Annotated in this window: 14 protein-coding genes; 12 read left to right on the plus strand and 2 right to left on the minus strand. The window is 48.3% G+C overall.

Annotated features, from left to right (window positions below):
• Positions 1 to 76 precede the first annotated feature (76 nt).
• Positions 77 to 574, minus strand: a complete 498-nt coding sequence (locus tag BUB18_RS11505; protein ID WP_073080874.1) for a phosphoribosyltransferase family protein — start codon at positions 572 to 574, stop codon at positions 77 to 79.
• Between the two features lie 78 nt (positions 575 to 652).
• On the opposite strand from BUB18_RS11505, the gene BUB18_RS11510 reads away from it, so the two are divergent.
• The 12 genes from BUB18_RS11510 (at position 653) to BUB18_RS11565 (ending at position 15,111) form a co-directional block, all read left to right on the plus strand.
• The gene (locus tag BUB18_RS11510) at positions 653 to 1,975 is read left to right on the plus strand and encodes a 4Fe-4S dicluster domain-containing protein (protein WP_073080876.1); all 1,323 of its coding nucleotides are present in this window, start codon (positions 653 to 655) and stop codon (positions 1,973 to 1,975) included.
• Between the two features lie 16 nt (positions 1,976 to 1,991).
• A complete protein-coding gene (locus BUB18_RS11515) occupies positions 1,992 to 2,771 on the plus strand; it encodes a (Fe-S)-binding protein (RefSeq protein ID WP_073080878.1) in 780 nt (259 codons plus the stop codon).
• Between the two features lie 23 nt (positions 2,772 to 2,794).
• On the plus strand, positions 2,795 to 3,298 hold the full coding sequence (locus BUB18_RS11520; protein ID WP_073080880.1) for a hypothetical protein: 504 nt from the start codon (positions 2,795 to 2,797) through the stop codon (positions 3,296 to 3,298).
• 182 nt (positions 3,299 to 3,480) lie between these two features.
• Positions 3,481 to 4,908, plus strand: coding sequence for a tRNA (N6-isopentenyl adenosine(37)-C2)-methylthiotransferase MiaB (miaB, locus tag BUB18_RS11525; RefSeq protein ID WP_262487679.1), 1,428 nt, complete (start codon positions 3,481 to 3,483; stop codon positions 4,906 to 4,908).
• 67 nt (positions 4,909 to 4,975) lie between these two features.
• On the plus strand, positions 4,976 to 6,217 hold the full coding sequence (locus BUB18_RS11530; RefSeq protein ID WP_073080884.1) for a sigma-54 interaction domain-containing protein: 1,242 nt from the start codon (positions 4,976 to 4,978) through the stop codon (positions 6,215 to 6,217).
• Between the two features lie 16 nt (positions 6,218 to 6,233).
• Complete coding sequence (gene lptE, locus BUB18_RS11535) at positions 6,234 to 6,761, plus strand: LPS assembly lipoprotein LptE (protein ID WP_073080886.1); 528 nt, start codon at positions 6,234 to 6,236, stop codon at positions 6,759 to 6,761.
• 54 nt (positions 6,762 to 6,815) lie between these two features.
• Positions 6,816 to 8,129 (plus strand): hypothetical protein, encoded by a 1,314-nt coding sequence (locus tag BUB18_RS11540; protein WP_073080888.1) that lies wholly within the window; start codon positions 6,816 to 6,818, stop codon positions 8,127 to 8,129.
• A 3-nt stretch (positions 8,130 to 8,132) separates the two neighbouring features.
• Positions 8,133 to 8,498 (plus strand): preprotein translocase subunit SecG, encoded by a 366-nt coding sequence (gene secG / locus BUB18_RS11545; RefSeq protein WP_073080890.1) that lies wholly within the window; start codon positions 8,133 to 8,135, stop codon positions 8,496 to 8,498.
• 68 nt (positions 8,499 to 8,566) lie between these two features.
• Complete coding sequence (gene mltG / locus BUB18_RS11550; RefSeq protein ID WP_073080892.1) at positions 8,567 to 9,616, plus strand: endolytic transglycosylase MltG; 1,050 nt, start codon at positions 8,567 to 8,569, stop codon at positions 9,614 to 9,616.
• A gap of 28 nt (positions 9,617 to 9,644) precedes the next feature.
• Positions 9,645 to 10,601 (plus strand): YihY/virulence factor BrkB family protein, encoded by a 957-nt coding sequence (locus BUB18_RS11555; RefSeq protein ID WP_073080894.1) that lies wholly within the window; start codon positions 9,645 to 9,647, stop codon positions 10,599 to 10,601.
• A gap of 102 nt (positions 10,602 to 10,703) precedes the next feature.
• Positions 10,704 to 14,321, plus strand: a complete 3,618-nt coding sequence (locus tag BUB18_RS11560) for a T9SS type B sorting domain-containing protein (RefSeq protein ID WP_073080896.1) — start codon at positions 10,704 to 10,706, stop codon at positions 14,319 to 14,321.
• Positions 14,322 to 14,505: 184 nt separating this feature from the next.
• Entirely contained in the window at positions 14,506 to 15,111 is a 606-nt protein-coding gene (locus BUB18_RS11565) for a redoxin family protein (RefSeq protein ID WP_073080897.1), read from the plus strand.
• Positions 15,112 to 15,179: 68 nt separating this feature from the next.
• On the opposite strand, the gene BUB18_RS11570 is transcribed toward BUB18_RS11565, so the two are convergent.
• Complete coding sequence (locus BUB18_RS11570) at positions 15,180 to 17,699, minus strand: M14 family metallopeptidase (protein WP_073080899.1); 2,520 nt, start codon at positions 17,697 to 17,699, stop codon at positions 15,180 to 15,182.
• Between the last annotated feature and the right edge of the window lie 69 nt (positions 17,700 to 17,768).

Genomic DNA, 17,768 nt, shown 5'->3' on the forward strand with positions numbered 1-17,768 from the left:
CGGGGGAAGTATCAGTGCCGAAGGCACTGATACTTCCCCCGAAGTTGTAAGGGCCGCAGGCCCTTACAACTTCGGGCTACTGTAAATAAGCAGACAAAATATTCGTCCCCTCCAACTCCACCATCACCGATTCCTGCAAAGTAGTAGCCAGTGAAAACCCTACAAAATCCACTGACAGTGGAAAAGATTTATGCTGACGATCCACCAGCACAGCGGTCTGTATTTTTTTAGGTAAAAACTGCAGCAGTGGCTTCAGTGCATACAGCATGGTACGACCTGAGTTAGCCACATCATCTACCACTATCACTACTTTGCCATTAAAATCTATTTCTTCTGAAACAGTTACCTCTCCGGGTTGTTGTTTATCCAGGCGCAGTTCAATGATGCGGGTTTTGAGCGGAGATATCTGTTGCAGGATGCCGGCAATTTTTTGAGCCAGGATGAGTCCCCGGTCCCAGATTCCTGCTAATATAATTTCTTCCCCATCGCTGTTGTGTTCATAGATCTCATAAGCGATGCGTTCTATCTTCTTTTGAATGATATCGGCTGTTAGAATTACGTTCCTGCTTTCCATGCGCCAAAAATAGTGAAAATACGCATCTGCGTTGTTCGATTGAAAAAAAACATAAATTAGGGAGTCAAATCTGAAATAATGCAAATTGTACAACAGTTGTTATTTGTAATTGCCTTTGGGATAGCGGTATATCTGTTTGCCCAACAGGCACGCCAGATAAGGAGGAACATTCTGCTCGGGCAGGACGAGGACCTGACGGACCATCCGAATCTGCGCTGGAGGAATTTGTTGCTGCTGGCTTTCGGGCAGAAGAAGATGTTCCGCAACCCTTTGGTGGCGGTGCTGCACTTCTTTGTTTATGCCGGCTTCGTGATCATCAACCTCGAAATCCTTGAAATCATCCTGGATGGCATTTTAGGTACCCATCGTTTATTCGTTCCCGTACTAGGCAGCCTTTATCCCGTGCTGATTGGCCTGTTTGAGGTACTGGCAGCACTGGTACTTATTTCCTGTGTCATTTTCCTCGTGCGCAGGAATGTGCTGAAGCTGCGCCGGTTTATGAGTCATGACCTCGACGGCTGGCCACGTTCGGATGCCAACTACATCCTGATTACTGAAATTGTACTGATGACTTTATTCCTCACCATGAACGCTGCCGATCAACAAATGCAGGCCCGTGGTGCAGAACACTATATTGCCACCGGTCCTTTCTGGATATCTTCTCACCTGAGTCCCATGTTCAATGGCTTGTCTGACGGTGCTGTAACCGGTATCGAAAGAGCATGCTGGTGGCTGCACATCCTGGGTATCCTGGCGTTTCTTAACTACCTGCCTTATTCCAAACACCTGCATATCATTCTCGCCTTCCCGAATGCTTACTATGCGAAGCTGGAGCCTAAAGGGGAAATGGATAATATGCCGGCGATACAACATGAAGTCAAATTGATGCTGCAGCCGGAGTTGGCCACAGATTCACCTGCTTCGGATGTGATTCCAAAATTCGGGGCAAAGGATGTGATGGACCTTACCTGGAAAAACCTGCTGGATGCCTATAGCTGTACCGAGTGTGGCCGTTGTAGTGCTGCCTGTCCGGCAAACATGACCGGCAAGCTGCTCTCCCCCCGTAAGATCATGATGGACACGAGAGACCGTGTAACCGAGGTGGGTAAGAATATCAAAGCCAATGGCAGCTTCCAGGAAGACGGTAAAACATTGTTACGTGATTATATTTCCGAAGAGGAGCTGCGTGCCTGTACCACCTGTAATGCCTGCGTGCAGGAATGTCCGGTAAGTATCAATCCGCTGGATATTATCCTGCAGCTGCGCCGCTACCTGGTGATGGAAGAATCCAGTGCACCGGCAGAATGGACAGGAATGTTCAGCAATATTGAAAACAACATGGCACCGTGGAAGTTTGGTCCGGAAGACCGGGAGAACTGGATCCAGGAAATGAATAGTTAATTTTAAAATTACCAGGATGCGTATAAAAACAATGGCAGAATATGCCGCCAATGGCGAAACACCGGAAGTGCTCTTCTGGGTAGGATGTGCCAGCAGCTTTGATCAGCGTACACAAAAGATCACCAAAGCGTTTGCAACCATTCTCGATAAAGTGGGGGTGCAGTTTGCCGTATTGGGCAGAGAAGAAAGCTGCACCGGAGATCCGGCCCGCCGCGCTGGTAATGAGTTTATCTTCCAGATGATGGCGCAGAGCAATATCCAGGTATTAAATATGTATGCGGTGAAGAAAATTGTGACTACCTGCCCGCACTGTTTCAATACTATTAAGAACGAATACCCGGCATTAGGCGGTAACTATGAAGTGATCCATCATACCACCTATCTGCAGCAGCTGATTGATGCAGGTAAAATTGTTTTGAAAGATGGCGGAGCATTCAAGGGGAAAAAGATTACGTACCATGATTCCTGCTACCTGGGCCGCGCTAACGACATATACGAAGCTCCGCGTAAGGTGCTGGAAATCCTGGATGCCGAGTTGATAGAAATGAAGCGTTGCAGGAGCAATGGTCTTTGCTGCGGTGCCGGTGGTGCGCAGATGTTTAAGGAAGAGGAAAAAGGCAATATCCGCATTAACACCGAGCGTGGCCGCGAGGCGGTGGAAACCGGTGCTACCGTGGTAGCTGCCAACTGTCCGTTTTGCATGACCATGCTCACCGATGGGGTGAAGGAAGCCGGAAAGGAAGATAGCGTGAAGGTACTGGACCTGGCGGAAATCATCGCTGAGAGTCTTAAATGACCAGAAATGCCTAATTTTGTAGTATGAACAAGATAAATTTCCCTGAAGGATTTTCTCCTGCTTCCAGGGTTTGGATATATCAGAGCAATCGACCATTCAATGAACAGGAAGTATTGGAGATCAACGAGCAACTAGATCAGTTTACCTCCCAATGGAACGCCCACGGGGATCCCGTTAAAGGCTGGGGCGCGGTAGTCATGAACCAGGTAATTATATTAATGGCAGATGAAACCCAGACGATGGTGAGCGGCTGCAGTACGGATAGTTCGGTACGGGTGATCAAGAGCCTGGAACGCCAGTACGAAGTGAACCTGTTTGACCGCCTGCTGCTGGGCTTTGTGGTGAAAGACAAGGTACAGTTGCTGCCGCTTCAGCAGGTAGCCTACGCGCTCGAAAAAGGTTATATCGACGAAAACACCCTGTATTTAAATAATACAGTGCTCACTAAGGCTGACCTTGATACCAAATGGCTGATTCCATTGAAGGACAGCTGGCTGGCGGCGAAAGTAGGCCTCGTTAAGGCATAAATGCATTTTTCTTTAAATAACGAAGGGGCCATAGGCCCCTTCGTTATTTAAAGAACTCCCGTCTGCCTTCGGCAGACGGGAGTTCCGGTTTAAGGGAAGGCCGATGGCTTTCCCTTAAACCGGAATCCAAATGACATTATGTCATTTTTCATTTTTAATTCCTTATTTTTGCCATCCTAAATTTGAGAAAGGAAATGCTGGATCAGATCACAAAAGTGCATGATGAAAGCCGTCAGGGAGAGGCATTCGCCCCTGCTGCTATTGAACCTAATACATATTCTAAGAAATTTTATATTGAAAGTTATGGCTGCGCCATGAACTTTAATGATAGTGAGATTGTGGCTTCCATATTAAACGAGGAAGGCTTCGGCTCAACGCGTAATATGGAGGAGGCCGACCTCATCCTGGTTAATACCTGCTCCATCCGCGAAAAAGCAGAACAAACCGTACGCAACCGCCTCAACGAGTTCAAAGGTGCTAAAAAGCGCAACCCAGGATTACTGGTAGGCATCCTTGGCTGTATGGCGGAGCGTCTGAAATCCAAACTGCTCGAAGAAGAGAAACTGGTGGACATGGTAGTGGGCCCGGATGCGTACAGGAGCCTGCCCGCTCTGATTGCCGAAGCAGAAGGCGGCCAAAAAGCGGTAAATGTGCTGCTGAGCAGGGAAGAGACTTATGGGGATATCAGCCCGGTAAGGCTCGACAACAACGGTGTAACCAGCTTCGTTTCCATTATGCGTGGCTGTAATAATATGTGTACTTTCTGTGTGGTTCCGTTTACCCGTGGCCGTGAGCGCAGCAGAGATGCTCACTCCGTAGTGCGCGAGGCAAGAGAACTGTTTGAAAACGGCTACCGCGAGGTGACACTGCTGGGTCAGAACGTAGATTCCTACTATTGGACAAACGAGGCCGGTGATGAAACTGTCACCTTCGCCATGCTCCTGGAAAGAGTAGCACAGATCGATCCGTTGCTGCGCGTTCGCTTCAGCACCTCCCATCCGAAAGATATCACAGATGAAGTACTGCACACCATGGCGAAGTACGAGAATATCTGTAATTATATCCATCTGCCGCTGCAAAGTGGCAGTACCAGAGTGTTGCAACTCATGAACCGCACCTACACCAGGGAATGGTATATGAAAAAGGTGGACCGCATCCGTGAAATCCTTCCTGACTGCGGCATCTCCACCGACATTATCACCGGCTTCTGCACAGAAACAGAAGAAGAACACCGCGAAACCATGGAAGTAATGGAATACGCCCGTTACGACCTCGCCTATATGTACTTTTACTCCGAACGCCCGGGCACACTGGCTGCACGCCGCTACCAGGACGATATTCCGGAAGAAGTGAAGAAAAGACGCCTTGCGGAAATTGTGGAATTACACCGCCGTCATTCCCTTGAGGGCATGCAGCGCGAAGTAGGCCGCACCTACAAAGTACTGGTAGAAGGCACCTCCAAACGCTCCGCTGAAGAGCTGTTTGGCCGCAACGACCAGAACAAAGTGATTGTTTTCCCTAAAGAAAACTATCAGAAAGGCGATTATGTTATGGTGAAAGTGGATAGCTGTACCTCCGGTACGCTGAGAGGAACGGCGGTAAGTGAATAATCTTGCGTTACCTGTTTCCTACACCAGATTTAGTATTTTAAACAATTCAAAAGAGGCTTAACGACATATGGATATACAGGCTATTAAAAACAGGTTTGGCATTATCGGCAATAGCCCGGCGTTGAATTACGCACTGCAGGTGGCTGTACAGGTAGCCAATACCGACCTCACCGTACTGATCAACGGGGAAAGTGGTGTTGGTAAGGAAGTATTCTCTCAGATCATCCATGCGTTAAGTGCCCGCAAGCATAACCCGTTTATCGCGGTAAACTGCGGCGCCATACCTGAAGGTACCATCGACTCCGAATTATTTGGTCACGAAAAAGGCTCGTTTACCGGCGCCGTAGATAACCGCAAAGGTTATTTCGAAACCGTAAACGGCGGTACCATCTTTTTGGATGAAATCGGTGAAATGCCACTGGGCACTCAGGCCAGATTACTGCGTGTACTCGAAACCGGTGAATATATTAGGGTAGGTTCTTCCAAAGTACAAAAAACAGATGTACGCGTAATAGCCGCCACCAACAGGGATTTACTGGAACGCACCCAGCAGGGTAAATTCCGCGAAGACCTCTACTACCGCCTCAATACCGTGCCTATCCGGGTACCGGCGCTGCGCGACAGAAAAGAAGACATTCCTTTGCTGTTCCGCAAATTTTCTGTGGACTTCTCTGAAAAATATAAAACCCCTTCCATCCAGCTGGACGACGAAGCACGTAACATGCTCGTCAATTATCCATGGAGAGGGAATGTAAGGGAACTGAAAAATATCGCGGAGCAGATTTCGGTATTGTCGACCGACAAAATGGTTACGGCCACCGACCTGAAACGCTTCCTGCCGGAGCATCCGGAAATGAACAGACTGCCCATGCTGGCCGCTCCGCAGCAACAAAGCGGGGGCGACTTCGCCAGTGAAAGAGACATTCTTTACAAGCTGTTCTTCGACATGAAAAAAGATGTGACAGAGCTGAAGAAGATGTTTTTTGATATCCTGCAAAACCCGTCACTGGGGCAGAATCATGATTTCCATCCGGCGGACAGTCACGTACTGCACAGCTTCCCGGCCACAGCCGATATCACGCCACAGGCACCGGTGATCAGCAATGCACAGCCTATCATTATCCAGGATGGTAAAATAGATCATCACGAGGAGGTGGAAGAAACCCTTTCCATTGCCGATAAAGAAAAGGAACTGATCGTAAAAGCCCTGAAAAAGCACAAGGGTAAACGAAAAGATGCCGCTTTAGACCTCGGGATTTCCGAAAGGACCTTGTACAGGAAACTGAAAGAATATAATATCGCAGAATAATATCAAAAGATAATTCATGAGGAAAATATTCCCGGTACTGCTCATCATGGGCTTTGCTGCTTTATTCAGCGGTTGCAGTGTAAAATATTCCGCAACCGGAGCCAGTATCGATGCCAACGCCAAAACGGTGAACGTTCGTTTCTTTGAAAACAGGGCACCACTCAATAACCCAACGCTGGGACAGCGTATGACGCAGAAACTGCGTGATAAGATTCAGTCCCAGACCAAACTCGTACAGGTAGCAGAAACGGAACCCCGTGCTGACTATGAGTTCAGGGCTACTATTACCGGCTATAGCTTCACCAACGCGGCGGTAACCAACGTAGATCAGTCTGCAAGGTCCAAACTCACCGTAACCGTAAACGTAGTGTTCATCAAGCGTGTGGAAGGAACCGATAAAAAAGGCTGGACACAGTCATTCTCCCGCAGTGCGGAATTCTCCGCATCGCAGCTGGCAAGCAGTGTGGAAAACACTTTGCTGGATAACGAGATCATTCCCAACATCACCGATGATATCTTCAACCGTGCATTTGCCAACTGGTAATCATTTTCCGTTTTAATAGCTCATACATTTCGGAATTTTATTACATTAGCATGTATGACACCGAACAGGATTATTGAACATATCTTCCATGTACCCGATTTGCATCAGGTGAACGAAGCAGCGTTGAACAGCATGGTGGCGGACTATCCGTATTTCGCAGCCGCTCGTATCCTCCTGGCCCGGAAAGATTTTTCCAGGCATAATGATGTAAATAGTCCTGCCGTTAAAGCCGGTAGTTTATACAGTCATCAACAGCATTATTATTACAATTTTGTCACCTCAGCACCTGTGCTGATGGAAGTGGAAGAACGCATTCCTGCCATCATACCCGAAGACGCGCTGCCAACGGGGCCTTCTGCCGACTTACTGGACGCAGTGGCTACCACGCCAGTCAATCCGCTGCGCATAGTGGCCAGGGCCACGGAAGAATCGCCTGTGGCAGAAGCCATCAGTACACCATTACAGGAAGCCACTGTGGCAGAAATAATGGATGCTATTGCAGAAGAGAGCAACATAGATAATGAAGGTGCGCTGTCAGTTACCGGGGAGATGCCAGGGTATCCTGAAACCACTCACGCGGCTGATGCAGTAGTGGCTCAGCAGGAAAGTGAAGCTCCGGTTGCAGTTATTGGAGAGACGCTACCGCATCCTGAAACCACCCACGCGGCTGATGCAGTAGTGGCTCAGGAGGAAAGTGAAGCTCCTCCCGCCGTTGATGAGGAGATGTTACCGTCTCCCGACACTACCGAAACCACTGATGAGGCGAATGCCCTTGAGGAAGAAGAAATGGAAACAGAAAAAGAACTCGATTCGCTGAACCCGGGCATCCACCTGGCAGCGGAAAACAATACAGACACGGCTGCACCGGAAAATCCGGAGCCCATGATAAAGATATTCCCACTGGAATTATCAGATGATGCACCAACAGAACTCATTTTCCAGCCTTTATATACAGATGATTATTTTGCATATAAGCGCCTGAAAGATCCCGAACATGCGGATGAACTGAGTGTACAGGGAGAAGCGGAAATGAAAAGCTTCACCTCCTGGCTGCGTGAAATCAAGGATAATTTTGCCGGAAAAACCAATAAAGACTGGTACCAGCAACAGCTGCACCGGATTTATGAGGAAGATGAGGAGCCTGAAATTTCTGAAACAGTGGAAAAAATGGCGCTCGACTCCATACGGATTAACAATGATATCGTTTCTGAAACATTGGCAGATATCTGGGTCCGCCAACGGCAGTACCAGAATGCCATTCAGATATATCAAAAATTAAGTTTGCTTAATCCCGACAAAAACGCTTATTTTGCGCAAAAGATAAAAGAATTAAAGTCACTTATAGACAACAAAAATAAACAGTCGTAATCTATGTTGATAGTTTTTGGTATCCTGATCATCCTGGCCTGTGTGTTATTAGGCTTTTTCGTTCTGATCCAGAACCCTAAAGGGGGCGGTCTTTCCGGCTCATTCGGAGGTATTGGTAATCAGGTGATTGGTGTACGTCAGACCACGGATGTGCTCGAAAAAGGTACCTGGATTCTCGCTGCGCTCATTGCGGTACTGTGCCTCACTGCTCCTTTCTTCATTGGTGGTAAAGGCGGTAGCACTAACCAACTGGAGCAAACAGCGATTGAGAAGCAAATGGGTAAAATGCCAGTTCAGCAAGCTCCTGCAAACACTGCACCTGCACCTCAGGGTCAGCCCGCTCCTGCACCAGCTCCACAAGGCAATTAATATTATTCGTATAATATATCAGCAAACCTCGCCGTTAAAAGCGAGGTTTTTTGTTACCGTCAATATTTATGGCAAAAAGGAAGCAATCAGGCACTAAATCCGTGCTGCTGAAACGCACATTATTAATCGTTGGCTGCCTGCTGGCAGGTGTACTCGTTTATATCAGCTACCGGGTATTTGGCCCCAACACCAAAGCATTTGGAGATAACAAATACTTCTACGTACGCACCGGCAGCACCTACTCCGATGTATTGGAAGGCCTCCGCGAACAAAGCATCGTACGTAACTCCACCAGCTTCAACTGGGTCGCAAAAGAACTTGGATACCCCTCCCGCGTAAAAGCAGGCCGGTACAAGATCACCCCGGGCATGAGCAACTTCGATATCGTAAAACTGCTCCGCTCCGGCCGACAGGCCCCGGTGGACCTCGTCATCAATAAACTCCGCACCAAACAGGACTTTATCCATAAAATAGGTATTAACCTGGAAGCGGACTCCGTTACCCTGGCCGCGATGATGCGCGATCAGGTATACCTCCGCCAGTTTGGCCTGGATTCCAACACCGTGATGTGCGCCGTACTGCCCAACACCTACGAGTTTTACTGGAATACCAGCGCCGACGCTGTTTTCCGTAAACTGGAAAAAGCCCGTGAAGCCTTCTGGACCGACGAGCGTAAAGCCAAGGCCAAAGCCCTGGACCTTACACCGGTACAAGTCACCATCATCGCTTCCATTGTAGAGGAAGAAACTAATAAAAACGATGAGAAACCACTGGTTTCAAGCGTTTATATCAACCGTTTCCGCAAAGGCATGCGCCTCCAGGCCGATCCTACCGTAAAATTTGCCCTGCAGGACTTTGGCCTCAAAAGAATCCGGGAGGTGCATACCCAGTACGAATCGCCCTACAACACCTACCGGGTAGCTGGCCTCCCTCCCGGCCCAATCTGTACGCCTTCTGAAAAATCCATCAACGCAGTTTTAAATACACCGGATACAGATTATCTGTATTTTTGCGCCAGAGCCGATTTTTCAGGGTATCATGCGTTTGCAGCCACCTATAGCGAACACCTGGAAAACGCCCGGAAATACCAGGCAGAACTCAATAAAAGAGGCTATTAACTTTAACTGACATCAACAATATATCATCTTGGCATTTAAACCTGAAAATTTAATCTTCAGATCCTCCCCTTATAAAAGACTGGTTAACCGGACCAAAACCCTGATCCTGCCAGGCTTTGAAGGATTGCCACTGTATGATGTACTCAAACTTTTCGGACAGGAAACAAAAGCCCGGGGACTGGGCGACAGGGCCAGGGCGATCAGCTTTAACTTCCTGCTGGCCATTCCCCCGTTCTTTATCTTCCTGTTTACGCTGGTGCCCTATGTGCCGCTGAAAAATATAGAACCTACCCTGTACGACCTTGCTCAGGACCTTACACCTAACTACAATACCTATATCATCGTCCGGGAAATGATCCACGACTTCCTGTATACCCATCGTAACGGGTTACTGTCCGTGGCCTTCCTCATGGGTTTCTTTTATTCTTCCAACGGTGTAATGGGTATCCTGCGCTCTTTCAATAAAATGGAGCGCTCCGGCTTTCATAAGCGCAAATGGTGGCAAAACAGGCTGATAGCCCTGCAGCTGACCGGACTGCTGGTAATCATCCTCCTGATTACCGTGGGCCTCGTGATCGCACAAGGCGCCACCCTGCGTGCCATCTTTAATTGGCTTAACATTACGAGCCCATTCGTAAAAAATATCATTGACATCTCCCGCTGGCTAATCATAATTGGCCTGCTCTACTCCGTAAACGCAGTACTGTACCGCTTTGGCCCTGCCACCGAAAAACGCTGGCGATTCATCACTGCTGGTGCCACCGTTGCCACCGCAGGCATGATCCTGGTGACCGTAGGCTTCTCCTACTTTGTCAACAATTTTGGTAATTACAACAAAATCTATGGCTCCATCGGTACCGTGTTAATCCTCATGCTCTGGGTATTTCTTAACTCCCTGTTCCTGCTCGTAGGCTTCGAACTCAATGCCAGCATTCGCCACCTCAGCGAAGAAAGAAAGGCTATGAAACCGGTTGCAATTCCTTAACTCATCAAATATTCTTTTTTTCACAAGTGTTTCCCTTACATTTGTGACTACGTGTATCCGTTAAGGATTGCCAACGATACCATTTTATCATATCCATCAACAATGAAAAGCAAGTTCCCGAGAGCCTGTTCGTGCTATGCACTACTATGCCTGTTAGTATTACTATTTACGCAAAATACCTACGCCCAGCTGGCAGCAGTACGCCCGTGCGGTACCGACATCATGCTGCAACATTGGCGCAACAATCCACAGTTTTTATCACAGGAGCAATACCTCAACAAAGCTATCCTGGAAAGGCAGCGCAAAGGTTTTCGTGCAAACCTCAACGTTACCCTGCCGGTAGTAGTCCATATCATCAATGAAAACCCCGCCAGCATTACCGATGCGGCCGTAGCACAGGCCATACAAACGCTCAACGATGCCTACGCCGCACAGGGCGCCTTCGCCGGCGGCCGAACCAATACCAACATTCAGTTCTGCCTCGCTAAAACAGCGCCTGATGGCAGTAGCAGCACCGGCATCACCCGCAGCACCTCCTACCTCACGGATTTTGATGCCGATATGGAAGGCGACCGCATCACCGCCATGGGTAAGTGGGACGGCAGCCGCTACATCAATATCTGGGTAGTGAGCGATATCAAATCGGAATTTATGCAGTCGTTCGAATGCGGCCAGTGGACCCGCCTGAAAATGGGTGGCTATGCCAGCCCCGGCGGCGATATCGTGGTGGCAGGCCTCGGCGTGGATGTACTGGCTCATGAAATGGGACACTACCTGAGTCTCGCCCATACCTTCGCTAACCGCGACTGCAAAAACGACGACTGCACCACAGATGGTGACATGGTTTGTGATACCCCTCCGGAAAAAACAATCAGCGGCGGTTACGCCTGCACTGCACCGCAAAACAGCTGCGATACCGATACACTTTCCGGGTTCACCACGGATGTAACCGACCTACCGGATAACTTCATGGACTATGGACCGGGAACCGGCTGTATACTGGGTTTTACACCAGGCCAGGCCGACAGGATGCACAACTTTATCAACACCGCCCTGCCACTCATGGTCAACAGTACCGTTTGCACTCCTCCCTGTATGCCAACTGCCATAGCAGGTTTTACCAGGTCCGTAGCCTATCCGCTTACCGGCGATAACATCTCCCTAACCAATACTACTACCGGCGCTGCCACCTACCAGTGGCTGGTGGATGGTGTACCCAGTGCCACCACTACTGATTTTACACTAACAGTAACGGACAAACGTAATTATATTGTTACGCTGCTGGCTACTGCCGGAGGCTGCACTTCCACCACTACGGATGTAATAGAAGTAAGTTGCGGCGTAGTAGCAAGATTTTATCCGGACAAACGGAAAATCGCTTCCAAAGCAGGTGTAGAGCTGGACAAAATATTTTTTAAGAATCGCTCCCGTAACGCCACCTCCTATAAATGGATGATGAGTAACGACCAGGGAATGGCCGAACAGGTGATCAGTACCAACACGGATCTTGATTTCACTTTCCTCGTGCCAGGCCTATACAATATACGCCTGATCGCTACAAACGGCACCTGTACCGACACTACATCGATGCTGCATATTACCGTGGATGATCCTACGCCGGATGCCGCGATCTATGTCACAAAAGTAGAATGCTACCAGCAGGACAAAATCCGCATGAGCATGTACTTTTATAATGGCGGATATAAAACCATTCCCAAAGGCACGCCGGTAGCCTTTTACGACAAAGACCCCCGCAAACCTGGCGCTTCCAGGTTAGGTGATTTATACCTGATCCCTTCAGACCTGAAAGGAAAATGTGCCACACCGGTATTCACCTCCGTGGTGGATGTACAAGCCACCGGCCTTGATTCCATCGTGGCTGTTATTAACGACAACGGCACTACGTTGCCGCTGGCATTACCTAACACGGGTGTGGAAGAAGTACGTTACACCAACAACGTGGTGATCAAACGGAATTTTCGCTTTAAACCGGTGTTAGACCCAACTGACCTCACGGTGAAACCTTTCGAAAGTATTGACATCACGCCAAAAGGAGAAAACGGAGAAATTGCCAATGCGCAATGGCTGCCCACGGATGAACTCAGCTGCGCCAACTGCATCACCACTACGTTTACTGCGCCATACCGTAAAGATACCGTCACCACCAGAACAGTGCAGGCTTTCAGCAAACTGGGCTGCTACGACAATGCCACCGCCACCATTCATATACCTATCGTGGACGACTATACGGTGCAGGTGCGTAAACTGATTTGTGCCGCCAACAATTACCTGCATGTCGACTTTACTATCTGCAATAACTTTATAAAAGGTAATATTCCCGCAGGATTAACCGTGAAATTTTATAACGCCGATCCCGCTACAGGTAACGCTATCCAACTGGGACAAGCATTTGTAACCGGCAGCGCCAGCGCTGCTGCATGCGGTGATTATGAGTTCAGTATACCCACACCTGCATCAGGACAAGTATTTGCGGCCATTGCCACAGATCCCGCCGTCATGTACCCACCTGTAACCGGGTTAACGGAAGTGGCCTACGACAACAATAGTCACCAGGAAAATTATACCGCACCTACCCTGTCCATAACACCTGCGGATACCACCGTATACCGTAAAGCGCTGTTCCAGGCAGGGTTTGTAACTACCTTACAACAGCCCTATACTATCAAATGGTCGGCTGCACCTACCTATAACATCAGCTGTACCACCTGTGAACAGCCAGAGTTCAGCATGAAATCAAGTGATAAAATCAAACTGGAACTGGTTAATAATTATGGCTGTAAACTAAATAGCAACGCTAACTTTAACATATTCTCCCCTGACTTCACCATTGCCCTGAAAGAAGCGCATTGTTTCCGTAACGGTGAAGTAATCGTGTCGTTTGACATCTGCATGAATAATGGATATGATACCGTTGTTTCCCGCATTCCGGTGACATTTTATGACATCGTTACCAATGCAAAATTAGGTACCGTATTTTATACCAGTTTCCGACAACCGGGTAACTGTCACACCTATACGCATACCTTCCCTGCACCTGAAAGCGGCCATGGTATAGTGTCTGTGATCAACAACGACGGCACTACCAGCGGCAACGGGGTGGAAATAAAACTACTGCCGGAAACTGACTACACTAACAATACCGGCGACATAGACTATAACCCGTTTGCGGTAAAAGTAACGCCAGCTTCCACCAACCTGCTGCGACCTGCGCAAATACCGTTAGGCACCAGCGTTACAGGTGATGCAGCGGTAAAATATACCTGGACGCCTACCGACGGACTCTCCTGCAGTAACTGTCCGAATCCTGTGGTAACAGCTCGATCTTCCATGAAATATACGGTGACAGTTAACAACAATTTCTTTTGCACCGCCAGTGCAGATGCGGTGATATCAACATCTACGCTGGAGCGAATCAGTATGCCAACAGCCTTTACACCTAATGGTGACGGGCAGAATGATATCTTCTATATCATTGGTACGGAAGATATCCGTATTGTAAAAAGCTTCAGCATTTTTAACCGCATGGGTAACAAGGTGTTTGAGCGATTCAATGTTCCGGCAAACGATAAAGCTTATGGCTGGAACGGCCAGGTAAACGGGCAGACAGCCAACATGGACAGCTATGTGTTTTTCGCTAATATCGAGTACAACGATGGTACTACCGAAATGGTGAAAGGTGCATTTCTACTTTTAAAGTAAAGTGTAATTGCATCAGGATAAGTAGAATATAGTAACAAAACGGGGGCGTAAATCGTTTATGATTGTATATCAGCTGGTAAAGTTGATTTACGTGTGATAGGGTTCAATTCAATGGAAATTTACCCTATCTTTCTGTGGAAAATGTCACCTTTAACCACCTATTTAGGACCTGAAAATATTATTTATGATTAAGTCCGCCCTGTATTTATCTGTCTGTACCCTTTTGTTAGCCTTCAACCCGGGATCTGATGCTTCACTTGAAATCGGCGCACCGATTCCCAAAGCTGACAACAGGCTCACAGACATTTCCGGCAAGGAAGTATCCCTCAACAATGCCAAAGGCGCCAACGGACTGCTGGTAGTTTTTGTTGCCAACCAATGCCCATATATGTTACGTAACGAAGAACGTATATTGGCCCTGAGTAAGCAGGCAAAAAGTAATCATATCGGCGTAGCGCTGATCAACTCTAATGAAGCGAACCGCAGTGCGGGTGAATCGCTCAATGCCATGAAAGAATATGCCACTGCGCACGGTTTCAATGCGTTATACCTGCTTGACCGAAATGCGGAAATGGCAGATGCATTTGATGCCAACCACACACCTGAATGTTATCTGTTTGATAAAAACAGTAAGCTGGTGTATAAAGGCGGAATTGATGATAGTCCGGGAAATGCGGATGCAGTGAAAATCAAACATCTGCAGAATGCGATGAATGATTTGCTGGCGGGAAAATCGGTGGGAGTAGCATCCAGCAATGCGTTAGGCTGTAATATTAAGCGAAAATTATAAACACAAAAAAGTCAGGGCCACGGCCCTGACTTTTTTGTGTTATTGGGATGCCTTCGGCATCCCAATCATTATTCTCCAACAAAGAAAACAGCATTCGCAAACAACAACTTGCCATTCTCCCAGAAACTTCTGAACAACGGGTTATCCGCCATGAGCACTACCTGCCCACTACCCATTTCTTTCACACCAAATATCACTCCATCCTTGATACGCTTGCGCGTTTCCGCCCCTACAAAACCACTCAGGTAATTATCTTTTTTAATCACGCCTACATTCCAGCCATCGCTGCTGATAAATTCATACAGGCGGCTATCGATTTTCAGTGTGTAATAGCGTGGGGAATAGCCAAATGCCAGCGGGTGTGTGGTATCCAGGTCCACCCGGTAGATGGCGCCGGGAATAAACTGTTTTACACTTTCACGCTCCCTGTTGGCGTATGCTTTCAGGTCCGTATAATCGGGAGCGTCAGGGCCGGCATCTTTATCTTCTTCGTCCTTTTTCACTTTAATGCCCCAGTCCAGTGCGGCAACCTGTGCGGCGGCATATTCCATTGCAATCAGCTTACCTCCTTTTTTCACCCAGTTTTTAATGGTTTCCGCCATGGGTTTATCGGACAGTGAACGGTATTCGCCATTCGGCAAAATCAGTACATCTACTTCCTGCCATTTGATATCATCAGCATTGCTTTCCTGCACAATGGTAACGGGGTAATCCAGCTGCTGTTCCATGTAATGCCACACCTCTCCTATTGCCAGTGATGATACGTTATCGCCCGCCAGCATCACCACTTTAGGTGGTTTAATAAACCTGATTTTGTCGGAACCAAAGTCCATTCCCTTCTCTACAAATCCTGAGCTTACCGCATCCAGCTGAATACGGAATTTGTTGGCCTGGGTAGTGATGAAGTTGTCGAAATCCTTGATTGCACTGGCATTTCCATTGCGGGTAACAATCAGTGTACCGGCAGGGAAGGCTTTACCGGAGGCGGAAAAACTGGTTTCACTGAAGCGTACTTTTACATTATGCTGCAGCAGTTGCGCCAGGAATTTAGCATCTCTCACACTATTCCACTGTGCCAGGTACGCATAAGGCATTTGTGCCGCCAGTGGTTTGTTATTTTTTATATAGGGAGAATCAGACGCCGCTGTGACAGCTTGTTTCAGGGCATAGGTAGGAAGTCCGTAAGCATATGGCAATGCCCAGGCCGTGATATCATACGTCAGTGAATCAGATAGCTTTGACACCGGTTCAAAAAGTACCCGTAACATGGTAGAACGTGGCTGGTAGGCGTTAATTACCAGGTCTTCCTTATCGATGGTGAAGTTTTCAGTTTTACCGTTGTAGTAGTTGAAGCCTGCTGCGGTGGATACGCTGGCGCCGTAGCCGAAACTGATCTGGTTCTTTCTCAGGAGATCGGCCAGGGTGTTCAGTTTTTCCGGGTTGCCTGCAGCTTTTACCACGTAGGCTTTATAGGCTCCCTGCGGGTTGGACTTAGCGTCTTTAAAGAAGCGGGCATACTCCTGCATGATCTTCTCCGCGTTATCTGCCGCCACTTCAATGGTGGACATACCGGTGGTGAAGTGGTGGTCGATCCGGTCGGACAGGGTGAGCGTGTCGCCATCATTTTTCAGTACAGCGATGCCTGCTCTTCCGCTGCCGCCTTGCTCGAAGGTCATACCCAATGCACCGTTATACATTGGATAGGTATCACCGTAGCTTGGATAAAAGAGGTCGAACCTTTCTTTGGTGAAATACAACCATCCTTCTTTATCAAAATATTTAGCGTTGTTTTTACCAATCATTTGTTGCAGTTCCCGCTGCCAGGGAGTGATGGCATCATGAAAAGGTTCTGCTGCCGGGGCAAAATAGTAGGGGGCATTGATTTCCTGTTCGTGGAAATCAACGTGCACCTGTGGCATCCACTGATTATATTTTGTTAAGCGCTGTTGTGACTCTTGCTGCGATTGCCAGGCCCAGTCGCGGTTAAGATCAAAATAATAGTGATTGGGTCTGCCGCCGGGCCAGGGCTCATTATGTTCCCGGGCGTATACATCCACGCTGGGACGGCGGTTACGGGTGGCGTTATAGAAATTAACGTAGCGATCGCGCCCATCCGGGTTCAGGCAGGGGTCCATAATCACCACTACATTTTTCAGCCATTGCTGCGTTTGTGCGTTTCCGTTATTCACCAGTTCATACAGCGTTTTCATGGCGGCTTCGGAGGAAACGGCTTCATTACCGTGAACGTTGTAGCTTAGCCATACGATCACGGGCTGCCCTGCGGCCTGGCTGCCTTTGGCGAACGACAGGTCGTAGCTTTGCTGGCGGATTTGCTCCAGCTTAGCGAAGTTTTCCGCGGAGGCGATGGTAGCAGTAATTAACGGACGGCCTTCGTAGGTGCTGCCGTATTGCTCCACCTTTACATTAGGTACGCTGGCTGCTACAGCTTTGAAATAGTCCACCACACGGTAGGAAGGGGTAAACTGACTTCCCAGCCTGTAACCCAGAAAGGCCGCCGGTGTGGGCGCCTGGGCCCAACCAGTCAATACACTGGCTAAACTGAGTAGCAACAAGATATATTTGCGCATAGAAAGGAATAAATTATGGCTCAAAGTAGATTAAATTTCGTGAAATTCGTGTTTAGTTAAAAGAGTTTT

Source organism: Chitinophaga jiangningensis (assembly GCF_900142605.1).
Lineage (GTDB): Bacteria > Bacteroidota > Bacteroidia > Chitinophagales > Chitinophagaceae > Chitinophaga > Chitinophaga jiangningensis.